The sequence below is a fragment of the Sphingomonas sp. RS6 genome (assembly GCF_054489705.1).
In genome coordinates, this window is sequence record NZ_JBTMWM010000001.1 from 750253 (window position 1) to 774326 (window position 24074).

Genomic DNA, 24074 nt, shown 5'->3' on the forward strand with positions numbered 1-24074 from the left:
GGCCTTGTCCTCAATACTCCTCGTCGCGATCGCGCGGGGTGGTGCGATCCTGCGACGGGTTGGCGGGTTGCGGCTGGCGCGGCGCCTGGCGGCCGATGCCGGGTTGCTGCGGCTGGGCGGGCGCGCGGCCGGTCATCCGGTTGATCCAGTCCTGGTTCAGCCGCTCGTCCTCGCGCGGGGGAGCCTTTTGCGGCGCGGCCATGCTGCCATCGCCTGCGCCCGGCACCGGCTGGGCCGGCGCGGTTTCCACCGGATAGCCGTCCTCATCGACGAACACGCCATTGTCGGGCGCGCCATAGGCGTCGGCATCGGGTTCGAGCTGATATTCGGGGAGTGTCACCTGCGTATCGAACTGTTCGACCGGCCGGTTGGCGACCGCCTTGATCATGAAGTCGTGAAACGCCTGGGCGGGGGCATGGCCGCCGGAAAGGCCGCGGATCGGCTTGGCGTCGTCGCGCCCAATCCACACACCGGTGGTGAGCCCGCTCGAGAAGCCGATGAACCAGCCATCCTTATTCGACGTGGTGGTGCCGGTCTTGCCCGCGACGGGGCGACCCAGCTGTGCCGCGCGGCCGGTGCCGGTGGCGACCGCCGTCTGCATCAGATCGGTCATCTGCGCCGCGACATAGTTGGCGACGAGGACGTGACTGGTGTCGACCTCGTGCTGATAGATCACTTGGCCGTTGGCGGTGACGCGCGTGATGCCATACGGCGTCACCGCGACGCCGCGATTGCCCACCGAGGCGAATGCGCGCGTCATGTCGATCAGCCGCACGTTCGACGTGCCGAGCACCATCGCCGGCTGGGTGTTGATCGGCGTGGTGATGCCGAACCGCCGGGCCATGTCGGCGACGGTCGAAAAGCCGACCTCCTGGCCCAGCTTCGCCGCGATCGTGTTGACCGAATAGGCAAAGGCGGTGCGGATCGTGATCGGCCCGCTGTAGCGACGCGAGTCGTTGCGCGGCGTCCAGCCGTCGATCGTGACCGGCTCGTCGACGACGATATCGTCGGGCTTGTGGCCGGCCTCCAGCGCGGCGAGATAGACGAACAGCTTGAACGACGATCCCGGCTGGCGCTCGGCCTGGGTCGCGCGATTGTAGATCGAGGCGACATAGTCGCGCCCGCCGACCATCGCCCGGACCGCGCCGTCGCGATCGAGCGAGACCAGCGCACCCTGCGCACCCGCGGGCGCGTTGGTGCGGATCGCGGCATCGGCGGCGCGCTGCATGTTGAGATCGAGCGTCGTCCACACATCGAGCGGGGCGTCGGTCTCGTCGATCAGCACTTCGAGTTGGGGTAGCGCCCAGTCGGTGAAATAGCGGACGCTGTTCTGCTTGGGCTCGGGCGCGAGCGCGACGGTGCGGGGATCGGTGGCGCGGGCCTGTGCCTCGCTGATCTTGCCCGTTTCGGCCATCACCTTCAGCACCACCGTCGCACGGTCTACCGCGGCCTCGGAATCGGCGGTGGGCGAATAATGCGAGGGGGCCTTGACCAGCCCGGCGATGATCGCGGCTTCGCCGAGCGAGAGCTTCGTCGCCGGATGGCCGAAGAACTTGCGGCTGGCGGCGTCGATGCCATAGGCGCCGCCGCCGAAATAGACCTTGTTGAGATACAGTTCGAGAATCTGGTGCTTGGTGAACTTGCGCTCGAGCGCGAGCGCCAGGACGCCCTCGCGAATCTTGCGCGTCAGGCTGTATTTGTTCGACAGGAAGATCGTGCGGGCGACCTGCTGGGTGATCGTCGATCCGCCCTGCAGGCGCCGTCCGCTGTCATGCAGCCGCTTGGCGACCCACAGCATGCGCGCCACGCCCACCGGATCGACGCCCCAATGCTGTTCGAAGCGGCGATCCTCGACGGCGATGATCGCATCGCGCATCACTTTCGGAATGTCGTCGTAGCGGATCCATTCGCCATAGCTCGGCCCGAGCGAGACGAGCACGGTGCCGTCGACCGCATGGACGCGGATCATCTGGCCGTTGGGCGAGGATTTGAGCTCGTCGAAGCTCGGCAGCGTCGATCGCGCCGAATAGACGGTGATCGTCAGCGCGACGACCGCGAGCAGCCCGGCGACGAACCCGCCGACGAACGACCAGAGGAAGAATTTCTTCCAGAAGGATCCCCGGCGCCACCAGGGCGCGACTGCGGTTTTGGATTTTGCGGCCATCTAAGGGGAGGTCGGATACAGTCTGCGCTGGAAAGTCACAAGGATCAGCTGGCTCTAGGCTCGCCGGTATTGCCACCACGTGAACGGAAATCCAGGCTCACCGAGTTCATGCAATAGCGCAGCCCGGTCGGCGGCGGGCCGTCCGGAAAGACATGGCCGAGATGGCCGTCGCAGCGCGCGCAGCGCACCTCGACGCGGCGCATGCCGTGGCTGGTATCGGCATGTTCGCTGACATGGCCTAGCGCGATCGGCCGGGTGAAGCTGGGCCAGCCCGATCCGGACTCATATTTGTCGGCGCTGTCGAACAGTTCGAGTTGACAGCCGGCGCAGCGATAGACGCCGTCGGCCTTGTTGTCGTTGTACCGGCCGGAAAAGGCACGTTCGGTGCCTGCCTGGCGAAGCACGTGAAATTGTTCCGGCGTCAGGCGCTTGCGCCATTCGGACTCGGAGAGATTCAGATGATCCATGATCATCATGATGTGTGGTGCAGGCGAGTTCCCGTCAATCCGGGATTGTGCTCGACTGGACCAAGGCGCCACTGGCGCGCAGCTTTGCTTTCAGCGCCTCGGGCCGCGGCGCCCAGAGGAAGCCGAAACTCACCGTCCCCTTGCGCGTGCGGACCGCGTGGTGAAGCCGGTGTGCCTGCACGATCCGCTTCATATAGCTCGAACGCGGGACATAGCGGTGGCGGAGCCGCTTGTGGACGACGACGTCGTGGAAGCCGAAATAGATCATGCCATAGGCGGCGATCCCGGCGCCGATCCAGGTGCAGCCGGGCCACCAGCCGAGCCGCACGCCGCCGAGCAGCAGCACGAAGGAGGGCACCGCAAAGATCGCCGCATAGAGATCGTTCAGTTCCCAGTTGCCATGCCGCGGACGATGGTGGCTGGCATGCAGGAACCAGCCTGGGCCATGCATGATCCAGCGATGCGCGACATAGGCGAACAGCTCCATGCCCAGCACGGTGGCGACAAACAGCGCGATTCCAGGAACGAACGACATGCCGGTCATGTAGGCGATCGGCGCGGCGCTTTCCATTGACTTTGCCCAAAGGAACAGGGCGGGCGGTTGGATCGAGGCGCGGCGGTGCTTATAATGGCGGGATGGCGCGTCGCCGGCTGGTCCCACCCCTGTTCGTCATGCTGCTCGTGCTGGGCGGTTGCGCCGGCCCCGAGTCGCGACTGCGCGACGGCCTGGAACGTGCCGGCCTGTCCCGGCCGATGGCCGCGTGCATGGCCGAACGGATGGCGGACCGGCTGTCGCTCGCCCAGCTGATGCGCATTGCCGACCTGCCGCGGGCATCGGGGGCGGGCTCGGTCGGGGAATTGCTGCGCCGGCTGCGTGCGCTGGAGGATCCGGCGATCCTTTCGGTCACCGCGGGCGCTGCCGCCCATTGCGTGCTCGCAACAAACAAGTCTTGATTTGCGATTTGTTCGCAATCGCAATAATGTCGTAAAGGCTGGATTCCGCGGACCCGCTGTGCTTTAGGCGGCCGCATCTCTCTTTCTCGCTCTTCGAAAAGGCGGATCGCTCCATGAACATCCACGAATATCAGGCCAAGGAACTGCTCGCGAAGTTCGGCGTGCCCGTGCCGGCCGGCTTTGCCGCGATGAGCGTCGAGGAGGCCGTCGAAGCCTCGAAGAAGCTGCCTGGGCCGCTCTATGTCGTGAAGGCGCAGATCCATGCCGGCGGCCGCGGCAAGGGCAAGTTCAAGGAACTGCCGGCCGAAGCCAAGGGCGGCGTCCGCCTCGCCAAGACCGAGGACGAAGTCCGTCACGCCGCGACCGAGATGCTCGGCAATACGCTGGTGACGATCCAGACCGGCGCTGCCGGCAAGCAGGTCAACCGCCTGTACGTCACCGACGGCGTCGACATCGCCAAGGAATTCTACCTCGCGCTGCTGGTCGATCGCGCCACCGGCCGAGTCGCGTTCGTCGTCTCCACCGAAGGCGGCATGGACATCGAAACCGTCGCGCATGACACGCCGGAGAAGATCCACACCTTCGACGTCGATCCCGCGACCGGCTTCATGCCGCATCACGGCCGCGCCGTCGCCAAGGCGCTCGGCCTCGAGGGCGATCTCGCCAAGCAGGCGCAGAGCCTGGCCGGCAAGGTGTACAACGCCTTCCTCGGCACCGACGCCTCGCAGATCGAAATCAACCCGCTCGCGGTCACCGACGATGGCAAGCTGATGGTGCTCGATGCCAAGGTCGGCTTCGATTCGAACTCGATGTTCCGTCACAAGGACCTGATGGAACTGCGCGACGAGACCGAAGAGGATCCGATGGAGCTCGAGGCGTCGAAGTACGACCTCGCCTACATCAAGCTCGACGGCGATATCGGCTGCATGGTCAACGGCGCCGGCCTGGCGATGGCCACGATGGACATCATCAAGCTGAACGGCATGTTCCCGGCCAACTTCCTCGACGTCGGCGGCGGCGCGAACAAGGAGAAGGTGACCGCGGCGTTCAAGATCATCCTGAGCGATCCGGCGGTGAAGGGCATCCTGGTCAACATCTTCGGCGGCATCATGCGCTGCGACATCATCGCGGAGGGCATCGTTGCGGCTGCCAAGGAAGTGAACCTCTCGGTGCCGCTGGTCGTCCGCCTCGAAGGCACCAACGTGCAGCAGGGCAAGGACATCCTGGCCAATTCGGGCCTCGCCATCGTTCCCGCCAACGACCTGGGCGATGCCGCCCAGAAGATCGTGGCGGAGGTGAAGAAGGTCGCGTGAGCGATCTGGCCGCCCCGACTGGCAAGTCGGTCGAGGGCGGCTGCCGCTGCGGCCGTGTGCGGTTCCGGGTGGCGGGCGATGCGCTCGTCACCATGGCCTGCCACTGCACCGGCTGCCAGCGCATGACCGCCAGCGCCTATTCGCTGAGCGCGCTCTACCCGGCGGAGGCCTTTGCAGTGACGCAAGGCGAGCCGGTGATCGGGGGCCTGCACGGCTCCGCCCGGCATTTTCACTGCGACCATTGCAAAAGCTGGCTGTTCACCCGCCCCGAGGGGCTCGACGCCTTTGTGAACATTCGCTCGACGATGCTGGATGCGCCGCCCGCCGCGCCGCCGTTTATCGAGACGTGGACAGACGAGGCTTTCCCCTGGGCGAAGACTGGCGCTTCCGTCAGCTATTCAAAATTTCCGCCGCCGGAATCCTTCGGCGCGTTGATCCCTGCGTACGCCGAATCGCTCGCAAGCGGTTGACGTTCGCGTAAACGTAACCCAATTGTCTGGGGACAGCCCCGGCAGACAGGAAGGATGCGATGAAGGTCTTGGTACCGGTCAAGCGCGTGCTTGACTATAATGTGAAGCCCCGCGTGAAGGCGGACGGCACGGGCGTCGATCTGGCGAACGTCAAGATGAGCATGAACCCCTTTGACGAGATCGCGATCGAGGAAGCGGTCCGGCTGAAGGAGAAGGGCGCGGCGACCGAGATCGTCGTCGTCACGATCGGTGTCGCCAAGGCGGAAACCGATGTGCTGCTCACCGCGCGCGCGATGGGCGCCGATCGCGGCATCCTGATCCAGACCGATGACGAGGTGGAGCCGCTGGCGGTGGCCAAGCTGCTCGCCAAGGTCGCGGAAGAGGAGCAGCCGGGCCTCATCATCCTCGGCAAGCAGGCGATCGACGACGATTCGAACCAGACCGGCCAGATGCTCGCTGCGCTGCTTGGCTGGGCGCAGGGTACCTTCGCCTCGAAGGTCGAGATTGCCGGTGATCGCGTGCACGTCACCCGCGAGATCGACGGCGGCCTGGAGACCGTGGATCTCAAGCTGCCGGCGATCGTCACCACCGACCTCCGCCTCAACGAGCCGCGCTACGCGACGCTGCCGAACATCATGAAGGCGAAGACCAAGCCGGTCGCGAAGAAGACCGTCGCGGATTACGGCGTCGACGTTACCCCGCGCCTGACTACGCTGAAGGTCGTCGAGCCGGCCAAGCGCCAGGCGGGCATCAAGGTGGGTTCAGTCGACGAATTGGTCGAGAAGCTCAAGGGCATGGGAGTCGCGTGATGAAGACGCTGGTTTGGGTCGAACACGACAATCAGAGCGTCAAGGACGCAACGCTCTCCACCGTCACCGCGGCTGCCCAGCTGGGGGAAGTGCACCTGCTCGTCGCCGGCAAGGGCGTATCGGGTGTGGCCGAGGCCGCCGCGCAGATCGCCGGCGTGGGCAAGGTCCATGTCGCCGACGATGCGGCCTATGAGCATTTCCTGGCCGAGAATGTCGCGCCGCTGGTCGTCCAGCTGATGGATGCCCATGATGCGGTGCTGTTCCCGGCGACCACCACGGGCAAGAACGTGGCGCCGCGCGTCGCCGCCGCGCTCGACGTGATGCAGATCTCGGACATCCTCTCGGTCGAGGGTGCGGACACCTTCACCCGGCCGATCTATGCCGGCAACGCGATCGCCACGGTGCAGACCAGCGACAAGAAGCTGGTGCTGACCGTGCGCGGCACCGCCTTCGACAAGGCGGCGGCGACCGGCGGCAGCGGCACGGTGGAAGCCGTGGCGGCAGCGGGCGACCAGGGGCTTTCGGCCTTCGCGGGCTCGGAAATCGCCGCGTCGGAGCGGCCCGAGCTGACCAGCGCCAAGGTGATCGTCTCGGGCGGCCGTGCGCTCGGCTCCGCGGAGCAGTTCCACGCGTTGATCGATCCGCTGGCCGACAAGCTCGGGGCCGCCGTTGGCGCGAGCCGCGCGGCGGTGGACGCCGGCTATGCGCCGAACGACTATCAGGTCGGCCAGACCGGCAAGATCGTGGCCCCCATGGTCTATGTCGCGGTCGGCATCTCGGGTGCGATCCAGCATCTGGCCGGCATGAAGGATTCGAAGACGATCGTCGCGATCAACAAGGACGAGGACGCCCCCATCTTCCAGGTGGCGGACATCGGCCTTGTCGGCGACCTGTTCACGGTCGTGCCGGAGCTGACCGAAAAGCTCTGAGCGCGGCGTGACGCTTGATTTCGAACGCGATGGGGCGGCGCACCTTGCCGGTGCGGCCGCCCCTTTTCTTGGCGATCTCGACGCGCTGGCCAGGTCGCTGCCGGGCGATCGGGCCGGGCTTCGCCTTCATGACGTCGCCGGCCTCTCCGACCGACTGGCGATCGACGCGCTCGGCGCCGCCGCCGCGGCTCGCCTTGGCCCTTCGGCCCGGCCCGTCCGCGCGATCCTGTTCGACAAGAGCCCAGCGACCAACTGGGCGCTCGGCTGGCATCAGGATCGCACCATCGCCGTGCGCCATCGCGTTGATGTGGACGGTTATGGCCCCTGGTCGATCAAACAGGGGCTGTGCCATGTCGAGCCGCCCTTCGCCATCATCGAATCGATGGTGACGCTCCGCATCCATCTCGATCCGGTGCCGGCGTACAATGCGCCGCTGCTGATCGCGTGCGGCTCGCACCGCCTGGGCAAGGTGGCCGAGCGCGACATCGCGGGGGTGGTCGAACGGTCAGCGATCGCGACCTGCCTGGCGCAGCCGGGCGACATCTGGCTCTATGCCACCCCGATCCTCCACGCATCGGCGGCGAGCGCCGGTGGCGGGCATCGCCGCGTGTTGCAGGTGGATTATTCGGCATCCGCGCTGCCCGCCGGGCTCGACTGGCTGGGCATCTGACAAGTGAAGGCCCGCCGGCAAGGAGGGTCGCCGGCGGGCCGGGCCGCGCCTCTAGGGGGATGCGGGCCCTCGGCAGCGTCAGGGCATGAGGACGCTGTCGATCACGTGAATCACGCCGTTCGACTGGTTCACATCGGCAATAGTGATCTTGGCCTTGCCGCCCTTGGCATCCTCGATCCACCAGCCGCCGCTCGGGCCTTTCATGATCGTGATCGGCTCACCCTCGACGGTGGTGAGCATCGCCTTGCCGCCGTGCGCGGCGGCATTGGCGGCGATGTCCGCCACGTTCAGCTTGCCCGCAACGACATGATAGGTGAGGATCTTGGTCAGCGTCGCCTTGTTCTCCGGCTTCACCAGCGTGTCGACGGTGCCGGCGGGGAGCTTGGCGAAGGCGGCGTTGGTCGGCGCGAAGACGGTGAAGGGGCCGGCGCCCGAAAGCGTATCGACCAGCCCGGCGGCCTTTACAGCGGCGACCAGCGTCGTGTGATCCTTTGAATTGACGGCATTCTCGACGATGTTCTTGCTCGGCATCATCGCCGCGCCGCCGACCATCGGGTAATTCTGTACGGCGGCGATGGCACCCGTGGCGATCAGGGCGGCACCGACCACACCAGTGAGCGAGGCGAGACTGGACTTATACGTCATCTTCTAGCTTCCTCTTGCAACGCACCTATCCTGCGGGTGCGACGGAAGCTACGGCGTGACTTGCCCGGCGGATGCAGAGAATATCAAAGGATGGTTATTTTTCCTGCCGCAACCGGCGGCCCGCTCGGCCCCGGATGCGGGGCACCCGCCGCCGGCTCCATCGTGATCGCCAGCGTCGCGCCCTCCTCGATCAGCGCGCGGTGCCCCGGCGCGACCGCCAGCGCCCGATCGCCGCGGCTGGCGACCAGCCCGAGCGATACCGGCTTGCCGCCCGCCGGGATAACCCACAATTCGGGCGCGAGCGGGCTGGCGGGCATGTTGTCGGTGCGGACATGCAGCACCGCCTGTGCCGGGTCGTAGCGCGCGGCGAGGGCCACGCCTTCGTCGCCGGTGATCTGCGCGACGATCGCCGGGGCGGTCGCCGGCACGGGCGCGATCGCGGCGGGATCCGGGCGGACCAGCACGATCGCCAGCAGCACGGCGGCGGCGGCGCCGGCGGCGATCGCGGCCGCACGCCAGCGGCGCAGGGCGCGCACCACGCGAAGATCGCCCGCATCGGGCAGCCGCTCGGCGATCCGGTCCCACAATGCCGGGGGAACGGGCGCATCGGCAATGCCGTGCGACAGCGGCGCGAAGCGCAGCGCCCAATGCTCGACCGCGGCGGCGAAATCGAGGTCCGCCAACTGGCGCCGCCGCGCCGCGGCATGGTCTTCGCCGTCGAGCACGCCCAGCGCCAGTTCGGCGGCGAGCACGACATCCTCGGGGGGAAGGGGTGGCGGTTCAGCCATCGCCCAGACACCCCCTGAGCTGGATCAGGCCGCGCCGTATCCAGCTCTTCATCGTGCCCAGCGGCACCGCCGCGCGCTGCGCCAGCTCGGGATACGTCATGCCGTGGAAAAAGGCCGATCGGATCGCGCCGCGCTGATGTTCGTCCAGCGCATCGATGCAGTCGAGGATCCGCGCCTGCGTTTCCCCCGCCTCGATCAGCGCATCGGCCGACGGGCGATCATCGGGCAGGTCGAGCGCGGCATCGACCGGCGCTGCCTCGCCCAGCCCGCGCACACGGCGCGAATCGAGCGCGGTGTTGCGCGCGATCGTGCAAAGCCAGGTGATCGGGCTTGCCCGCGCGGCATCGAATCGCCCCGCGCTGCGCCAGACCTTGAGGTACACTTCCTGCATCACCTCCTCCGCCACGTCCCGGTCTTGGCAGATACGCAGGCAAACACCCATCAGCTTCGCCGCGGTGAGATCATAGACGGTGCGGAGCGCGGTCCGCTCGCCCCGCGCGACGCCGGCCAGCGCCTCGACGAGCCGGGTTCGGGCACCGAGGGCCGTGGAGGAAGTGGAAGACGCCACGAACCGGCAGTGTAACGACAAAGCCGGGCCGGGCAAGCGGCGGAACCGCAGGGTTGCGTGCGGCGCATGGGCGGTTGCAACCTGCGTCGTTGACGCTGCACTGCAGCAAACCCATCTGGGCGCGGTGCACGCCCCCCTGCCTCGCCCGACCGGCCATTCGGCCGCCCTTGTCCATTTCGCGCTCGCCATGGGCGGATTCGCGATCGGCACCACCGAATTCGCGACGATGAGCCTTGTCCCCTATTTCTCGGCAGGGCTCGGGATCGACGAGCCGACCGCGGGCCATGTCATCAGCGCCTATGCGCTGGGCGTGGTGGTCGGCGCGCCGCTGCTCGCCGTGGGGGCCGCGAAATGGTCGCGCCGGGCGCTGCTCATTGCCCTAATGGCCAGCTTCGCGCTGTTCAACGCGCTGAGTGCGCTGGCGCCGACCTATCACTGGATGCTGCTGTTCCGCTTCCTCAGCGGCCTGCCGCACGGCGCCTATTTCGGCATCGCCGCGCTCGTGGCGGCATCGCTGGTGCCATATGACCAGCGCTCGCAGGCGGTGGGCCGGGTGATGCTCGGGCTCGCGGTATCCACGGTGCTCGGCGTGCCGGCGGCGAACTGGCTGGGCCAGGCGGTCGGCTGGCGCTGGGGCTTCGCGGTGGTTGCGGCGCTGGCGCTGCTCACGGTGACGCTGGTCGTGTGGCTGGCGCCGAAGGACCGGCCGGAACAGGGTGCGAGCCCCTTGCGCGAACTCGGCGCGCTGGCAAACGGCCAGGTGTGGCTGACGCTGGGGGTGAGCGCGATCGGCTTTGGCGGGCTTTTCTGCGTCTATACCTATGTCGCGTCGACGCTAATGCAGGTTACCGGCACGCCGCCCTGGGCGGTGCCGCTGGTGCTGGCGATCTTCGGCCTGGGCATGATCGCCGGCAATATCGTCGTGCCGCGCTTCGCCGATCGCGCGCTGATGCCCACCGGTGCGGCGCTCCTGATCGCCAGCGCCGTCGCGCTCGCGCTCTATCCGCTGGCGGCGCATTCACCGGTGCTGATCGCGCTCGACGTGTTCGCGATCGGCTTTGCCGGGGCGCTCGGGCCCGTCCTCCAGACGCGGTTGATGGACGTCGCGGGTGACGCGCAGGCGCTGGCCGCCGCGCTCAACCATTCCGCCTTCAACACCGCGAACGCGCTCGGCCCCTGGCTGGGCGGCCTCGCGATCGCCGCCGGTTATGGCTGGACGTCGACCGGCTGGGTCGGCGCGCTGCTGGCGCTGGGCGGCCTGGCGATTCTCGGCCTCGCGGTGCTGGTCGACCGCAGGACCGCGTAGCCGGCCAGCGCCGAGAGGATCGAGCCGACCAGCACGCCGATCTTCACCTCGTCGACCAGCAGCTCGTTGCCCGGGAAGGCGAGGCCGCCGATGAACAGGCTCATCGTGAAACCGATGCCGGCGAGCATCGAGGCGCCATAGACCTGCGGCCAGCTTGTATAGGCGGGGCGGCAGGCGAAGCCGGTGCGGTCGGCGATCCAAATGCTGCCGAAAATGCCGATCTGCTTGCCGAAGAACAGGCCCATCGCGATCGCCAGCGGCAGCGGTTCGAGCAGAACGCTCGCGCTGAACCCGCCCAGCGACACGCCGGCATTGGCGAAGCCGAATACCGGCACGATGAAGAAGGCGGAAATCGGGTGCAGCGCATGCTCCAGCCGGTGGAGCGGCGAATCCGCCGCATCGGGCGCACCGGGGGTCTTGCGGATCGGCACCATCATCGCCGCGAGCACGCCCGCCACGGTGGCGTGCACGCCCGACAGGAACACGAAATACCAGAGCAGCGCGGCGAGCAGCAGATACACCCAAAGTCGGTGCACGCCGCTGCGATTGAGCACGTACATCACCGCCATCACGAGCGCGGCCAGGCCCAGCGCCAGCGAATTGATGCTTTCGGTATAGGCGACCGCAATCACCGCCACCGCACCCATGTCGTCGACGATCGCCACCGTCGTCAGGAACAGCTTGAGCGAGGCGGGCGCGCGCGTGCCGAGGATTGCCAGCACGCCGATTGCAAACGCGATGTCGGTCGCGGCCGGGATCGCCCAGCCATTGGTCAGCCCCGGCACGCCGCTGGTGACCGCCAGATAGATCGCCGCCGGCACCACCATGCCCGCTGCCGCGGCCACAACCGGCAGCCGGCGATGCTGCCAGCTGGCCAGCCGCCCGTCGACGAACTCGCGCTTGATCTCCAGTCCCACCATCAGGAAGAACACCGCCATCAGCGCGTCGTTGATCCAAAGATGCACCGTCATCGGCCCATAGAGCGGGCTGATCACCGGCCCGGTTTCCAGGTGGAGCAGGTGGAAATAGTCCTCCGATATCCCCGGCAGGTTCGCCAGCAGCATCGCCAGCGCGGCCGCGACGATCAACACGATGCCGCCGGCCGCCTCGCTCCTGAGAAAAGCGCGAAGCGCCGATACCGGCCGTTTGCGGATTGCCGCGGTCATATCGTCTCCCCTGTTCGTCCGTTGGCTCAGGCTGCGCGCGCCAGCGCCTCCGAGATCAGCTTGCGGCTGTTGGCGATGCCGTAGAGGGCGATGAAGCTGCCCATGCGCGGCCCCTGTTCCGATCCCAGCAGCGTTTCGTACAGTGCCTTGAACCAGTCGCGCAAATTCTCGAAGCCGCCGGTCTTGCCGATTTCATAGACCTGGTCCTGGATTGCTTCGGCCGTCGCATCGGCCGGCAGCGCAGCGAGTTCGGCGTCGAGCCGCCGGAGCGCCTCGATCTCCACGCCCGCAGGCGCGCGCTTCTTGAGCGTCGGGGCGACGAAATCACGGGCATAGGCGAGCGCATAGCCGATCAGACGGTCGAGCGCCGGATAGGTTTCCGGGTTCGCGTCCGGGACATAATTCGTAAGATAGCCCCAGACCTGTTCCTTGCTCGCCTCGCCCATCACGCCGACCAGGTTGAGCAGCAGCCCGAAGGTGACCGGCAGCGTCTCCGCCGGCGGCTCGCCATTGTGGATGTGGTGGACCGGGTTGCCGAGCCGCTGCTCTACGGCCTGGCCGGCATAATTGCCGCGGAACTGCCAATATTCGTCGATCGCGCGCGGGATCACCCCCAGGTGCAGCTGCTTGGCCTTTTTCGGCTCGCGATAGGCGTAGAAGGCGATGCTTTCCTCCGGCCCATAGGTCAGCCATTGTTCGAGGCTGAGGCCGTTGCCCTTGGACTTGGAGATCTTCTCGCCCTTCTCGTCGAGGAACATCTCGTAGTTGAAGCCCTCGGGCGGGCGACCGCCGAGCACGCGGGCGATCTTGCCCGACTGGGTGACCGAGTCGATCAGGTCCTTGCCGGCCATCTCGTAATCGACGTCGAGCGCCACCCAACGCATCGCCCAGTCGACCTTCCACTGCAGCTTGGCCTTGCCGCCCAGCACGCTCTGCACGGTCCGCTCGCCCTCATCCTCGAACGCGATCAGGCCGGCCTCGGCATCGACCACCTCGACCGGCACCTGCAGCACGATGCCCGACCTGGGGCTGATCGGCAGGACGGGCGAATAGGTCGCCTGGCGCTCGGCACGGAGCGTCGGCAACATCACGTCCATGATGCCCTGATAGTGGCGCAGCACGCCGCGCAACGCTTCGTCGAAGCGGCCGCCGGTATAATAGTCGGTGGACGAGGCGAACTCGTATTCGAAGCCGAACTGGTCGAGGAATTCGCGCAGCCGCGCATTATTGTGGTGCGCGAAGCTTTCATATTTCTCGAACGGATCGGGCACCTGGGTCAGCGGCTTGCCGAGATGTTCGCGCAGCATCGCCTGGTTCGGCACATTGTCCGGCACCTTGCGCAGCCCGTCCATGTCGTCGCTGAACGCGATCAGGCGGGTGGGCACATCGCACAGGCTCTCAAAGGCGCGGCGAACCATCGTGGTGCGCAACACTTCGTTGAACGTGCCGATATGCGGCAGGCCCGAGGGGCCATAGCCGGTCTCGAACAGCACATGGCCTTTCTCCGGCGCGCCACCCTCTGCGATCTGCGGGTAGCGCTTGAGCAGCTTGCGCGCCTCTTCATAGGGCCAGGCCTTGGAGACGAGCGCGGCTGCGCGGAGTTCGGGAGGGATCGTGGTCATGATGCACTGCCTCTAGCCGCGTCGAGCGGCCAAGTGCAATTGTTCGCGGGACTGCGCGGCGCGTCGGGTTCAGCCGCGGGCGCGGGCCGCCGCGCGCGCGATCGCGACGCATTCGGCCTCGGCAAGCAGTTCGCCGGCGCTGCCCGAATGCATCATCGCGCGCTCGGCGGCGCGCACGCGCTCGATCGCGCGGGCGATCTGCGGGGCGGACCAGCGGCGCAGCGCACGGCCGGTGGCGGCGCGTTCCTTGAAGAAGACGCGCTGACGCTCCATCGCATCCTCGGCGCTGGCGCCGCCATCCATCTCCGCGCGCAGTTCGGCGAGGGTGATGAGGCGGCGGACCAGCTGGCGCAGCAGCGGGATCGCCGAGCCGCCGCTTTCCGCCAGCCGCGCCAGTTCCTCGCCCACCTCGCCGACACGGCCGTCGAGCACCGCGTCGATCGCGCCGAACAATTCGCCTTCGCCCAGATCGGCGCCGATCGCGTCGAGCGCCGCCTGATCGGCATCGCGCGGCCGATCGGGCGCGGCGTCGAGAAACAGCGCCAGCTTCTCGATCTCGCGCGTCAGGATCGCGCGGTCGCCGCCACTCGCCATCGCCAGCCCCTGCGGCACGTCGCCGGTCAGGCGCAGGCCATTCTCGCGCGCGATCGTCGCGGCGAGCTGCGCGGCGCTCGCGCCTTCGGGGGGATAGCAGGCAAAGGCCATCGCATTGGGCGCGGCGATCGCCGCCTTGACGAGCTTGCCCGTGCTTTTCAGCCCCGGCCCGATCGCCACCACCGGATTGCCCGCGCGCTCGGCGCCGAGCAGCAGCGCCACCGCCTCGGCCGCGCCCTCCTCGATCCCCGTCACGCGGATGTAGCGTGCGCCGCCGAACAGCGAGAGCGATGCCGCCTCGTCGGCAAGCAGCCCCGGCTGATCGCGCAGCATCTTCATGTCGATATCGACGCGCTCGGCATCGGCGCCGATCGCCCGGCCGAGCCGCTGCGCAAGATCGGCGGCACCCGCCTCGTCCGGCCCGTGCAGCAGATAGAGCCGGATATCCGGCTTCGGCGCGTCGACGGCGGCGCGGATCTGGCCCGCGCTGGCCTTCATTTCGCGGGTTGCGCTGCGCCGGAGCGGACGAACAGCGCGACGCGCGCGACGATTTGGTCCGCGACGATGCCCGAAAGCCGTTCGAGCGCGCTCTTCTCCGCCGCGATCGTCGCATATTCGGAACCGACCACGTCGATACCGGCATCGGACCCGGCAGTCGCGTCGAGCACGACCTGGCCGTTGCTCAGATCGATCAGCTGGTAGCGCGCGCGCAGCGTCCGCCGCTCGCGCGTCACCGAATCGTCGGCGCGCACGCCCAGCCCGATGATCTGGTCGTCGAGCTTGACCTCCATGCGGTAGCGCGCGGTGGTGCCACGGCTGCCGAGCCGGTCCTTGAGCGCGTTCGACACCAGCCAGCCCGACTGGCCGGCGATGGGCGCCACCTCGACGCCCGCCAGCGTCGAGGCCACCGCGCCGCTGCCGCCGCCGCTATAGAGCGGATGGAGCCCGCAGCCCGACAAGGCGAGCGCGAGAGGAACGAGCAGGGCAGCGGCCTTGGTCATGCGACGATATTCACCAATCGATCGGGCACCACGATGATCTTGCGCGGCGCCTTGCCCTCCAACGTGCGGACGATCTTGTCGGATGCAAGGGCGGCGGCCTCGATGACATCCTTGGGCGAGCCTTTCGCCATCACCAGCGTGTCGCGCAGCTTGCCGTTGACTTGCACGGCGATCGTCACCTCGTCATCGACCAGCAGCGCCGGGTCGACCGCCGGCCATTCGGCATCGGCGATCATGCCGGTCTCGCCCATCGCCGCCCAGGCCTCTTCGGCGATGTGCGGCACCATCGGCGCTACCACGCGGACCAGGGTGCGGATCGCCGTGGTGCGCGAGGCGGAGGGCTTGGCCTTCTCGATCGCCGCGGTCAGTTCGTAGAGCTTGGCGACGGCCTTGTTGAAGGTCAGCGCCTCGATATCCTCGGCGACGCCGGCGATGGTGCGGTGGAGCTTGCGGTCGAGGTCCTTGTCCTCGCCCTCTGCCGCCTCCAGCCCGTCGAACAGGCGCCACAGCCGGTTGACGAAGCGCCACGCGCCTTCGATGCCGCTCTCGCTCCACTCCAGGTCGCGCTCGGGCGGGCTGTCGGAGAGCACGAACCAGCGGGTCGCGTCGGCGCCATATTGGTCGACGATCTCGGTCGGGTCGACGGTGTTCTTCTTCGACTTCGACATCTTCTCGACGCGGCCGACGGTAACCTCGGCGCCGGTGTCGGTCAGATAGGCCGATCCGTCCGCGCGGAACGAGACCTGGGACGGCTCGAAATAGAGCTTCCGCTCCAGCCCCTCATGCACTTCCAGCTGATAATAGCTGGCGTGCGTGACCATCCCCTGCGTGAACAACCCCGCGAACGGCTCGGCCACGTCGATACGGCCGATATGGCGCAGCGCGCGGGTGAAGAAGCGCGCATAGAGCAGGTGCAGGATCGCATGCTCGACGCCGCCGATATACTGGCCGACCGGCAGCCACTGCTCGGCCACCGCCTTGTCGAACGGCTTGTCCGCAGGCTGGCTGGCGAAGCGCAGGAAATACCAGCTCGAATCGACGAAGGTGTCGAGCGTGTCGGTCTCGCGCCGCGCGGGTTTGCCGCATTTGGGGCAATCGACATGCTTCCAGGTCGGGTGGCGATCCAGCGGGTTGCCGGGCACGTCGAACGAGACGTCCTCAGGCAGCGAGACCGGCAGCTGGTCCTTCGGCACGCCGACGGGGCCGCAATCCTCGCAATGGATGATCGGGATCGGGGTGCCCCAATAACGCTGGCGGCTGACGCCCCAGTCGCGCAGGCGCCACACGGTGCTGCCGGTGCCCCAGCCGCCTTCCTCGGCGCGGCGGATCACCTCACGCTTGGCATCGACGACATCCAGGCCGTCGAGGAAGTGCGAGTTCACCAGCGTGCCGGGGCCGGTATAGGCCTCACTCTCTTGGAACTTGGCGTCTGTCTTGTCGCCATCCGACACGACCCGACGAATTTCGAGACCGTATTTGGTCGCAAACTCGAAGTCGCGCTGGTCATGCGCTGGCACGCCCATGACGGCGCCCGTCCCGTAATCCATCAGGACGAAGTTCGCGATGAAGACGGGCAGGGTCCAGCCGCTGTCGAAGGGGTGCAGGACTTCGTAGCCGGTGTGGTAGCCGAGCTTTTCCTGCGTATCCAATTCCGCGGCGGTCGTGCCGCCCTGCTTGCAGCGCTCGATGAATGCGGCGGCTTCGGCATCACGCGAAGCGACTTCCCGCGCAATCGGATGATCCGCGGAAATGGCAAGGAAGCTCGCGCCGAAAATGGTGTCTGGACGCGTCGAATATACTTCGATCGACTCCATGAGCGGCACCAGCGGCGCGAAGCGGAACGTCAGCCCCTGCGACTTGCCGATCCAGTTTTCCTGCATCAGCTTCACCTTGTCCGGCCAATGCTCGAGGCCTTTCAGCCCTTCGAGCAGGTCATCGGCGAAATCGGTGATCTTGAGGAACCACTGGTTGAGCTTGCGCCGCTCGACCAGCGCGCCCGAGCGCCAGCCGCGCCCGTCGATCACCTGCTCGTTGGCGAGCACGGTCATGTCGACCGGGTCCCAGTTGACCGCGCTTTCCTTGCGGTAGACCAGCCCGGCTTCGTACAGGTCGAGGAACAGCGCCTGTTCCTGGCCGTAATAGTCAGGCTCGCAGGTGGCGATCTCGCGCGTCCAGTCCAGCGCGAAGCCCAGCCGCTTGAGCTGCGCCTTCATCGTCGCGATGTTCTGGCGGGTCCAGGCGCCGGGATGGACCTTCTTTTCCATCGCGGCATTTTCGGCGGGCATGCCGAAGGCGTCCCAGCCCATCGGATGGAGCACTTCCATGCCCTTCATCCGGCGGAAGCGCGCCAGCACGTCGCCCATCGTGTAGTTGCGCACATGGCCCATATGGATGCGCCCCGAGGGATAGGGGAACATCTCGAGCACATAGGACTTCGGCTTGGGCGAATCGTCGCGGGCGGCGAAGGTGCGGTTTTCCTCCCACGCCTTCTGCCACACCCCGTCCGCCTTCAAGGGATTGAAGCGAGACGCCATCTGGGCTTCCGATTAGTTTGCGACGGCTGCGCGGCGCAGGTCGCGGGCATGCGTGAGAATGATGTCCTCCAGCTTCTGCACGGTCGCGGCCTGAACCGGCGCGGCGACCCACGCGCCGTTGCGATTGACTTCGCGCAGCGCCGCGACCCGCAGCGCATCGGCGCGCAGATCCTGGTCGAGTACGGTCACCGTCACCTTCATCCGCTCGGCGGGGGTGTTGGGGTTCACATACCAGTCGGTGATGATCACGCCGCCGTTCGAATCAGCCTGGAGCAGCGGCATGAAGCTGAGCGTGTCAAGGCTGGCGCGCCACAGATAGGCGTTCACGCCGATGGTCGTGACCTTCGACGCCGCGAGATCGGCTTCGGGGCGTGCCTTGCCACCGCAGGCGGCGACGGAAACAGCGAGCGACCCCAGGATCGCGATGCGCAACAGGCGGTTCATTGACGACGAATTCCTACCGGCCAAGGGGAGTGAGCGACTGCATCTATAGGCCGTGATGTGGCGGGAGCAAGGCGGGACACGATGTGATGGCGGTTCGGCGCGGGGCGCCACCTGTGGGCCGCTTGCAACACTCCGGGAAAATCATTTCCGCCGGTGGAACGTTGCTTCTGAATCATGGTAGGGGCACCCATAAGAGAGGAATGCAGATGCGTTTGGTTCAGTGGATGTCGGGGATCGGGCTGGGGGCGCTGTGCGCCGCCGGGCTCGTCGTCGCACCCGCGCTCCAGGCGCAGGAACGTGATCGCGCATTAAAGCCGGCCGTTCGTACGTCGTCGATGGTCCGTGCGCCCGGGGTGTTCACCCCCGCCGCGGCCGATCCCAAGCTCGCGGCCGTGCTGGCGCGCAGCGGCATGGCGGATGACAGTTTCCGCTTCACCCCTGCCGATGCCCGGCCGGCCTCGCGCAATGCGGTGTCGGTGACGGCGCGTGCCCGCTCCACCCGCACCGCGCAGGTTGCCAGCAACGTGCCGACCGCGCTGCCCGCCTCGATCAGTCTCGCACCGATCGCCTATAATCTGGGCGTTTCGGTCGGCTGGAAGCGGTTTTCGGTGTCGGGCGATGTCACCAAGGTCGAAATCGTCGATCAGCCCGGCAGCGTCGAGCGCGCCGATATCGGCGTGAGCTATCAGGGCAAGCGGCTGAGCGGCAAGCTCCAGGCGACGTCGGATCGCCCGCTGCCCGGTACGATCTCGCTCACCGGGGACAAGCCCAGCTATTCGTTCGATCTCGGCGGCTCCTATTCGGTGTCGCGCAACCTGAACGTGACCGCGGGCGTCCGCTACAAAAGCGAGCGGGACCGTCTGACGCAGCTCACCTCGGAACAGTCGCGCGACAGCCAGGCCATCTATATCGGCACTGCCTTCCGCTTCTGATCGCTGTCGGCTGCCGATCGCGGCGGCCGAATCGCTTGCGAATCAGGACGCCCAGGCGTCGATCGCCGCCCATCCGTGAATGCCGAGCCGGCTAAGCCGCCGCGCCGATGCCGGGTTCATGCCGCCCAAGGCGATCACCGGCACGCCCAGGCCGCGAATCAGCATGCCGAACCGCACCACGCCCAGCGTGCGCGCGCCGGGATGGGAGCGAGTCGCGAACACCGGTGAGACCAGCAGCGCACCGGCGCCCGCGCGAATCGCCGCGATCGCCTCGGCCCGCGAATGCACCGGCCAGGTGGTGAGCCCAGCCCCGCGCCCGCCATGCGTCCCGGCCTCGCCGCGAAAGCGCGTGTCGCCTGCGCGCACCAGCACCAGCCCGCGCCGTCGCGCCACCGCGGCGATGCGCGCGAACAGCGCCCGGCGCTCGGCCGGCGACAATTGATAATGGCGAAAGATCACGCCGCTGCCGCGCGGCAAGTGTTCGAGCGCGTCCCACAGCCGCTCGCCCATCCGGGGATCGGTCATCAGCCACAGGCGGGGGATTGGGGGGTGGCGGGGCCGCATCGCCACGCCTATAGCGCGCGCCATGCTTGAAGACGATGCCAGCCAGCGGCTCGCCGCGGTGCAGACCGCGATTTCCCGCGCCGCCAAGATCGCCGGCCGCAAGCCCGACGACGTCACGCTGATCGCAGTTTCCAAGACGCATGATGCGGCGACGATCCAGCCGCTGATCGACGCTGGTCAGCGCGTGTTCGGCGAAAACCGGGTGCAGGAGGCGCAGGCCAAATGGCCGCAGTTGCGCGAGACGACTTCGGGCATCGCGCTCCACCTTGTCGGCCAGCTGCAATCGAACAAGGCCGACGATGCCGTCGCGCTGTTCGATGCGATCCACGGCGTCGACCGGCCCTCACTGGTAACCGCGCTCGCCCGCGCGATGGACAAGGCCGATCGCCGGCCGGCCTGCTTCCTTCAGGTCAATATCGGCGACGAGCCGCAAAAGGGCGGCTGCCCAGTGGCCGAACTGCCCGCGCTGCTCGCCGAGGCGAAGGCGGCTGATCTGCCGCTCGCCGGGTTGATGTGCGTGCCGCCGGCCGGGCTGGAGGCGGCGCCCTATTTCGCGCTGCTCGCAAAGCTGGCGCGCGATCACGGCCTGACCGGCCTCAGCATGGGCATGTCGAGCGACTATGAAACCGCGGTGACGATCGGCGCCACCCATGTCCGTGTCGGCACCGCGTTGTTCGGAGTACGGGAATGAACGAGATGAGGCGGATGCCCGCAACGCTGTCGGTGCGATTCGATGCGATCCTGTTCGATTTCGACGGCGTGCTGCTCGAAAGCGAATATGCCGGCAACCGGCAGATCGCCGATTATCTGACCAGCATCGGCCACCCGACCACGCCCGAACATTCGATGGCGAATTTCATGGGCCTCGCCGGCGACGAGTTTCTCGCGGCGATCGAGCGCTGGATCGGCCGGGCGGTGCCGGAGGGCTTTCACGCGGCGCGGGCCGAAGAGGACGCGCGCGCATTGGCAGAGGGCCTCCCGGCGGTCGCAGGTGCACTTCGCTTCCTGGAGAGCCTGCCCGCCGACCTGCCCAAGGCGATCGCCTCATCGAGCCGGACGCATTGGCTCGATACGCATCTCCGCCATCTCGGCGTCCGGGACCTGTTCGGCGACAAGCTGTTCAGCGGTCGCGAGCATGTCGCGCGCGGCAAGCCCGCGCCCGATCTCTATCTCCACGCCGCCGCAGCACTCGGCGTGCCGATCGAGGCGTGTGTGATCCTCGAGGATTCGCCGGTGGGCGTGACCGGCGCAGTCGCCTCGGGCGCGACGGTGATCGGCCTGTGCGCCGGCGCGCACTGCGCAGCCGATCATGGCGAACGGCTGCGCGCGTTGGGCGTGCAGCATGTCGCGCATGATTTCGACGAGGTCGCCCGGCTGATCGCCTGATTCGCCGCCGTGGCCGCTCAGCCCGGCGGCGATGCCGGCGCTGCGGCGTCGAGCGCCTGCGGGATCAGCGCGAGGTTCTGGATCGCGGCCAGCCCCCATTGCGCGGCGGCGTTGGTCGAAATCCCCGGCCATTCGAGGCCGCCGCCCGGCAGCGCCCGGCGCGGATCGTCGCGATGAAGTGGCAGTCCCGCATCGCCCGACAGGAATTCCTCGGCCGCCCGCGCCGCCAGCGCCGCGTCGCCGGTGGCATGCGCGGCATAGGCGGTCAGCCGCGAATGCGCCTGGCGCAGGTTGCGCGGGCCGAACGGCTCGCCCCATTTCGCCAGCCATTCGGGTTTGGGGGCATTGTACCAGCGGCAATAATCGAGCCACGCCGCGCGGTATCGCGGCACGTCGATCAGGTCGAGCAGTTCGGCATTCACCTCCACCGCGCCGAACACCGCATTGAGGTGCGACAGCTGGATCTTCGGTCCGCGATCGAGAAAGCGGCCGCTCGCCAGGTCATAGGGCGCGCTGCCGGTCAGCCAGCCGCGCGGCAGCCGGCCGATACTGTCCATCCCGGCGACGATCCGGTCGCGCCATTTCGCGTCGCCGGTGCGCTCCCATTCGGTCAGCCACGCGCCCGCCAGCACCGCCCAGGTGGTGCCGAACGACATTTCGATCACGCCGTCGGGCAGCGTCTCGTGCTTCGCCCCCGGCACCTTGCGTCCGATCTCGACGCGCCGCAGCGCCTCTTGCGACGTCACCAGGGCGCGCATCAGGTCGCCCGTGCGCGCGTCGGCGGTCAGGTAATAGAAGATGCGGCGATAGGCGGCGTTGCTGATGCGCGGCTGTTTCGAACTGTCGCTCCAATGCTGCACGCCGTGGCGTGTCCCCAGCCCGGCGAAGCGGCCGAGATGATAGACATCGACCTCGCTCGTATGCCGCGTCATTGCCTCGGCCAGACGGAACGCCTGGGCATCGCGGCTGCGCAGCGCAGCCGTCCACAGCCACAGATCGGGCGAAAGCTCGCTGTTCGCCCAGGCGAATCCGCCGACGTCATAGCGCCACTGGTGCCGATCCGAATCATAGCTGTGCATCACGTCGCCGTGATTCCAGAAGCCATACCAGCTGCGGCGATCGACCTCGCCGCGATAGAAGTCGATCAGCCCCGCCAGCTGGTCCTCGATCCGCCTGCGGACCGGGGTCGACCGGTCGGGCAGTGCCCAGTCGCCGAACACGCTCGCCGCGTGGAGCTGGGCGGGATCGGCCATCAGCCGCGGCGGCTCGGCGGCGGTTCGCGCCAGCGCCTGCAGTCGCTCGATCGGCGGCGTCGCGGCGAAGGCCCAGATCGTCAGCTCGCTGGTACGGGCGATGCCGCGTGCGCTGTCCCAGCCGGGCTCATAATCCTCATAGGTGATCTGGAGCCCTTCGTTCTGCGCATCATAATCCGCCATGCCCATCACCCCGTGATAGGGGCGCAGGTCCATCGGCGCGGCGCGGGGCGACCATAGCCAGGCGGTCAGCCGCGCGCGCTCGCCGCTGGCGCCGTCGATCGCCAGTTCGGTCGGATGCCGCTGCCAGAACCAGCGCGCCGCGATCGCCGCACCGCCCCAGGGCGATCCGACATAGCCGAATCCGGGCGCGCGCCGGCCCTCGCCCGCGTCGATCCAGCCCATGCCCTGGCCGGTGCGCTTCGCGATCGTGAAGCCATTGGCGGACAACTGGGTGAGGCGGAACGACCCCCAGGCGGGGATGCGGTCGAGCAGCGCCCCGACCGGCGGGCGCATCTGTTCGACCGGCGGCACCGCGCGGCCGGCCACCTGTGCCTCGCGGAACGCCCGGCCGGGATCGCGCCGCAACCCGGTGAGCGGGCGCACCGCCTCGACCAGCATCGTCTCGTCGCCGGTGGCGAGGCGGATGTGCCGATCGTGCAGCGCGCCGCGCATCGGCACATCGGCGACGACGCCAAGCCCGGAGACGAACATCGTCGCCGGATCGACATCATGGGTCACGCTGTGCACGATGCGAAGCGCCGGCGATCCGGCGAAGACTTCGAGCCGCACCGTGAAGGGTAGCAGCGTCTGCGCCCCAGCGCGGTGGTGGCCATCGATGCGGATCAGCGCGCGGACCGGCCCGGCCTGTTCCACCTCGGCGCGTAGGATCGCGCCGTCGAGCGCCACGCGCGGCCCGTCCGGCCGGTCGGCGCGGAATTCGCCCACCAGCCGCACCGCATCGATCAGCACCGTGCCCTGCGCATCGATCGCCCGCGCCAGCACGCCGCCGCTGCGGAAAATTTCCCAGCGCAGCGCCCCGTTCTCGACGAAGATCGTCTTCGGCGTCGCGCGGACCGTCACCGGCGCCGCCGGAACCGCCGGCACGCCCGGCGCGATCCGATAGCCGTCCTGCGCGCGCGCGCTCGCCGGCATCGCATGTGCGGTCCATTTGATCGATCCGTCGGCCCAATAGGCGGTCGTCCAGCTCTGGACGGGCAGGGGCGCGCCGTCGCTCGCGGTCAGCGCGAATTGCGTGCGGCGGGGCAGGCGCCCGCGCGGCCAGGCCTGGCCCCAGCATTGCCCCTCGATCGCGCCTGCCGGCGGGGCGCCGTCGATCCAGGCCGAATCACCATGTGGCATCGGCGTCGCGGCCGCTGCCGGGACCAGCGGCGTTGCCAGCGCGGCGCCGGCGACTCCGCCGCCAAGCAGCTCGCGGCGCGAAACGATCGTTCGACCCATGGCATCCCTCCTCCGCGGCCTTGTCCGGCCATTG

General features: G+C 67.9%; 24 protein-coding genes. 10 read left to right on the top strand and 14 right to left on the bottom strand.

Annotation, left to right across the window (positions count from 1 at the left end; translation table 11 throughout):
* Positions 1-10 precede the first annotated feature (10 nt).
* From ACX40Y_RS03605 to ACX40Y_RS03615, 3 genes are read right to left on the bottom strand one after another with little or no spacing between them, the layout of a single operon-like run.
* On the bottom strand, positions 11-2164 hold the full coding sequence (locus ACX40Y_RS03605) for a transglycosylase domain-containing protein (RefSeq protein ID WP_459118160.1): 2154 nt from the start codon (positions 2162-2164) through the stop codon (positions 11-13).
* Positions 2165-2208: 44 nt separating this feature from the next.
* Complete coding sequence (msrB, locus tag ACX40Y_RS03610) at positions 2209-2631, bottom strand: peptide-methionine (R)-S-oxide reductase MsrB (protein WP_459118161.1); 423 nt, start codon at positions 2629-2631, stop codon at positions 2209-2211.
* A gap of 34 nt (positions 2632-2665) precedes the next feature.
* Entirely contained in the window at positions 2666-3166 is a 501-nt protein-coding gene (locus tag ACX40Y_RS03615) for a sterol desaturase family protein (protein WP_459118394.1), read from the bottom strand.
* A 137-nt stretch (positions 3167-3303) separates the two neighbouring features.
* Between ACX40Y_RS03615 and ACX40Y_RS03620 the strand changes: the two genes are divergently transcribed.
* From ACX40Y_RS03620 to ACX40Y_RS03645, 6 genes are all read left to right on the top strand, one after another.
* Entirely contained in the window at positions 3304-3585 is a 282-nt protein-coding gene (locus ACX40Y_RS03620) for a hypothetical protein (RefSeq protein WP_459118162.1), read from the top strand.
* 113 nt (positions 3586-3698) lie between these two features.
* A complete protein-coding gene (gene sucC, locus ACX40Y_RS03625) occupies positions 3699-4898 on the top strand; it encodes an ADP-forming succinate--CoA ligase subunit beta (RefSeq protein WP_459118163.1) in 1200 nt (399 codons plus the stop codon).
* Positions 4895-5368: a GFA family protein gene (locus ACX40Y_RS03630; RefSeq protein ID WP_459118164.1), complete on the top strand. Its 474-nt coding sequence runs from the start codon at positions 4895-4897 to the stop codon at positions 5366-5368. The genes sucC and ACX40Y_RS03630 overlap by 4 nt, the downstream gene beginning before the upstream one ends.
* Before the next feature lie 59 nt (positions 5369-5427).
* Positions 5428-6177 carry an electron transfer flavoprotein subunit beta/FixA family protein gene (locus ACX40Y_RS03635; protein ID WP_459118165.1) on the top strand — a complete coding sequence of 250 codons (750 nt, stop codon included), beginning with the start codon at positions 5428-5430 and terminating at the stop codon, positions 6175-6177.
* Positions 6177-7106, top strand: a complete 930-nt coding sequence (locus ACX40Y_RS03640; RefSeq protein WP_459118166.1) for an electron transfer flavoprotein subunit alpha/FixB family protein — start codon at positions 6177-6179, stop codon at positions 7104-7106. The genes ACX40Y_RS03635 and ACX40Y_RS03640 overlap by 1 nt, the downstream gene beginning before the upstream one ends.
* Before the next feature lie 7 nt (positions 7107-7113).
* Entirely contained in the window at positions 7114-7776 is a 663-nt protein-coding gene (locus ACX40Y_RS03645; protein WP_459118167.1) for a phytanoyl-CoA dioxygenase family protein, read from the top strand.
* Positions 7777-7854: 78 nt separating this feature from the next.
* On the opposite strand, the gene ACX40Y_RS03650 is transcribed toward ACX40Y_RS03645, so the two are convergent.
* The 3 genes from ACX40Y_RS03650 to ACX40Y_RS03660 form a co-directional block, all read right to left on the bottom strand.
* On the bottom strand, positions 7855-8421 hold the full coding sequence (locus ACX40Y_RS03650; RefSeq protein WP_459118168.1) for a fasciclin domain-containing protein: 567 nt from the start codon (positions 8419-8421) through the stop codon (positions 7855-7857).
* Positions 8422-8504: 83 nt separating this feature from the next.
* Entirely contained in the window at positions 8505-9209 is a 705-nt protein-coding gene (locus ACX40Y_RS03655; protein WP_459118169.1) for an anti-sigma factor, read from the bottom strand.
* Positions 9202-9777: a sigma-70 family RNA polymerase sigma factor gene (locus ACX40Y_RS03660; protein ID WP_459118170.1), complete on the bottom strand. Its 576-nt coding sequence runs from the start codon at positions 9775-9777 to the stop codon at positions 9202-9204. Before ACX40Y_RS03660 ends, ACX40Y_RS03655 begins: the two co-directional genes overlap by 8 nt.
* A gap of 187 nt (positions 9778-9964) precedes the next feature.
* On the opposite strand from ACX40Y_RS03660, the gene ACX40Y_RS03665 reads away from it, so the two are divergent.
* Positions 9965-11083: an MFS transporter gene (locus ACX40Y_RS03665; protein WP_459118395.1), complete on the top strand. Its 1119-nt coding sequence runs from the start codon at positions 9965-9967 to the stop codon at positions 11081-11083.
* Here the strand turns inward: ACX40Y_RS03665 and nhaA are convergent.
* The 6 genes from nhaA to ACX40Y_RS03695 form a co-directional block, all read right to left on the bottom strand.
* Positions 10984-12249, bottom strand: a complete 1266-nt coding sequence (gene nhaA, locus ACX40Y_RS03670; protein WP_459118171.1) for a Na+/H+ antiporter NhaA — start codon at positions 12247-12249, stop codon at positions 10984-10986. The two genes, ACX40Y_RS03665 and nhaA, sit on opposite strands and share 100 nt — an antisense overlap.
* A gap of 26 nt (positions 12250-12275) precedes the next feature.
* Positions 12276-13871: a lysine--tRNA ligase gene (locus tag ACX40Y_RS03675; protein WP_459118172.1), complete on the bottom strand. Its 1596-nt coding sequence runs from the start codon at positions 13869-13871 to the stop codon at positions 12276-12278.
* Positions 13872-13940: 69 nt separating this feature from the next.
* Complete coding sequence (gene holA / locus ACX40Y_RS03680) at positions 13941-14963, bottom strand: DNA polymerase III subunit delta (RefSeq protein ID WP_459118173.1); 1023 nt, start codon at positions 14961-14963, stop codon at positions 13941-13943.
* Positions 14960-15466: an LPS assembly lipoprotein LptE gene (gene lptE, locus ACX40Y_RS03685; protein ID WP_459118174.1), complete on the bottom strand. Its 507-nt coding sequence runs from the start codon at positions 15464-15466 to the stop codon at positions 14960-14962. Before lptE ends, holA begins: the two co-directional genes overlap by 4 nt.
* A complete protein-coding gene (gene leuS, locus ACX40Y_RS03690) occupies positions 15463-18000 on the bottom strand; it encodes a leucine--tRNA ligase (RefSeq protein WP_459118175.1) in 2538 nt (845 codons plus the stop codon). Before leuS ends, lptE begins: the two co-directional genes overlap by 4 nt.
* A gap of 12 nt (positions 18001-18012) precedes the next feature.
* Positions 18013-18444 carry a DUF3576 domain-containing protein gene (locus tag ACX40Y_RS03695; RefSeq protein WP_459118176.1) on the bottom strand — a complete coding sequence of 144 codons (432 nt, stop codon included), beginning with the start codon at positions 18442-18444 and terminating at the stop codon, positions 18013-18015.
* Between the two features lie 206 nt (positions 18445-18650).
* On the opposite strand from ACX40Y_RS03695, the gene ACX40Y_RS03700 reads away from it, so the two are divergent.
* Positions 18651-19376, top strand: coding sequence for a hypothetical protein (locus ACX40Y_RS03700; protein ID WP_459118177.1), 726 nt, complete (start codon positions 18651-18653; stop codon positions 19374-19376).
* Between the two features lie 42 nt (positions 19377-19418).
* Here the strand turns inward: ACX40Y_RS03700 and ACX40Y_RS03705 are convergent, their stop codons facing one another.
* Positions 19419-19940, bottom strand: coding sequence for a thiamine phosphate synthase (locus ACX40Y_RS03705; RefSeq protein ID WP_459118396.1), 522 nt, complete (start codon positions 19938-19940; stop codon positions 19419-19421).
* Positions 19941-19962: 22 nt separating this feature from the next.
* Between ACX40Y_RS03705 and ACX40Y_RS03710 the strand changes: the two genes are divergently transcribed.
* Positions 19963-20631, top strand: a complete 669-nt coding sequence (locus ACX40Y_RS03710; protein ID WP_459118178.1) for a YggS family pyridoxal phosphate-dependent enzyme — start codon at positions 19963-19965, stop codon at positions 20629-20631.
* Positions 20628-21326: an HAD family hydrolase gene (locus ACX40Y_RS03715; protein WP_459118179.1), complete on the top strand. Its 699-nt coding sequence runs from the start codon at positions 20628-20630 to the stop codon at positions 21324-21326. The genes ACX40Y_RS03710 and ACX40Y_RS03715 overlap by 4 nt, the downstream gene beginning before the upstream one ends.
* Before the next feature lie 17 nt (positions 21327-21343).
* Here ACX40Y_RS03715 and ACX40Y_RS03720 read toward each other — a convergent pair whose 3' ends face one another.
* Positions 21344-24040, bottom strand: a complete 2697-nt coding sequence (locus ACX40Y_RS03720; protein ID WP_459118180.1) for an exo-rhamnogalacturonan lyase family protein — start codon at positions 24038-24040, stop codon at positions 21344-21346.
* Positions 24041-24074 lie beyond the last annotated feature (34 nt).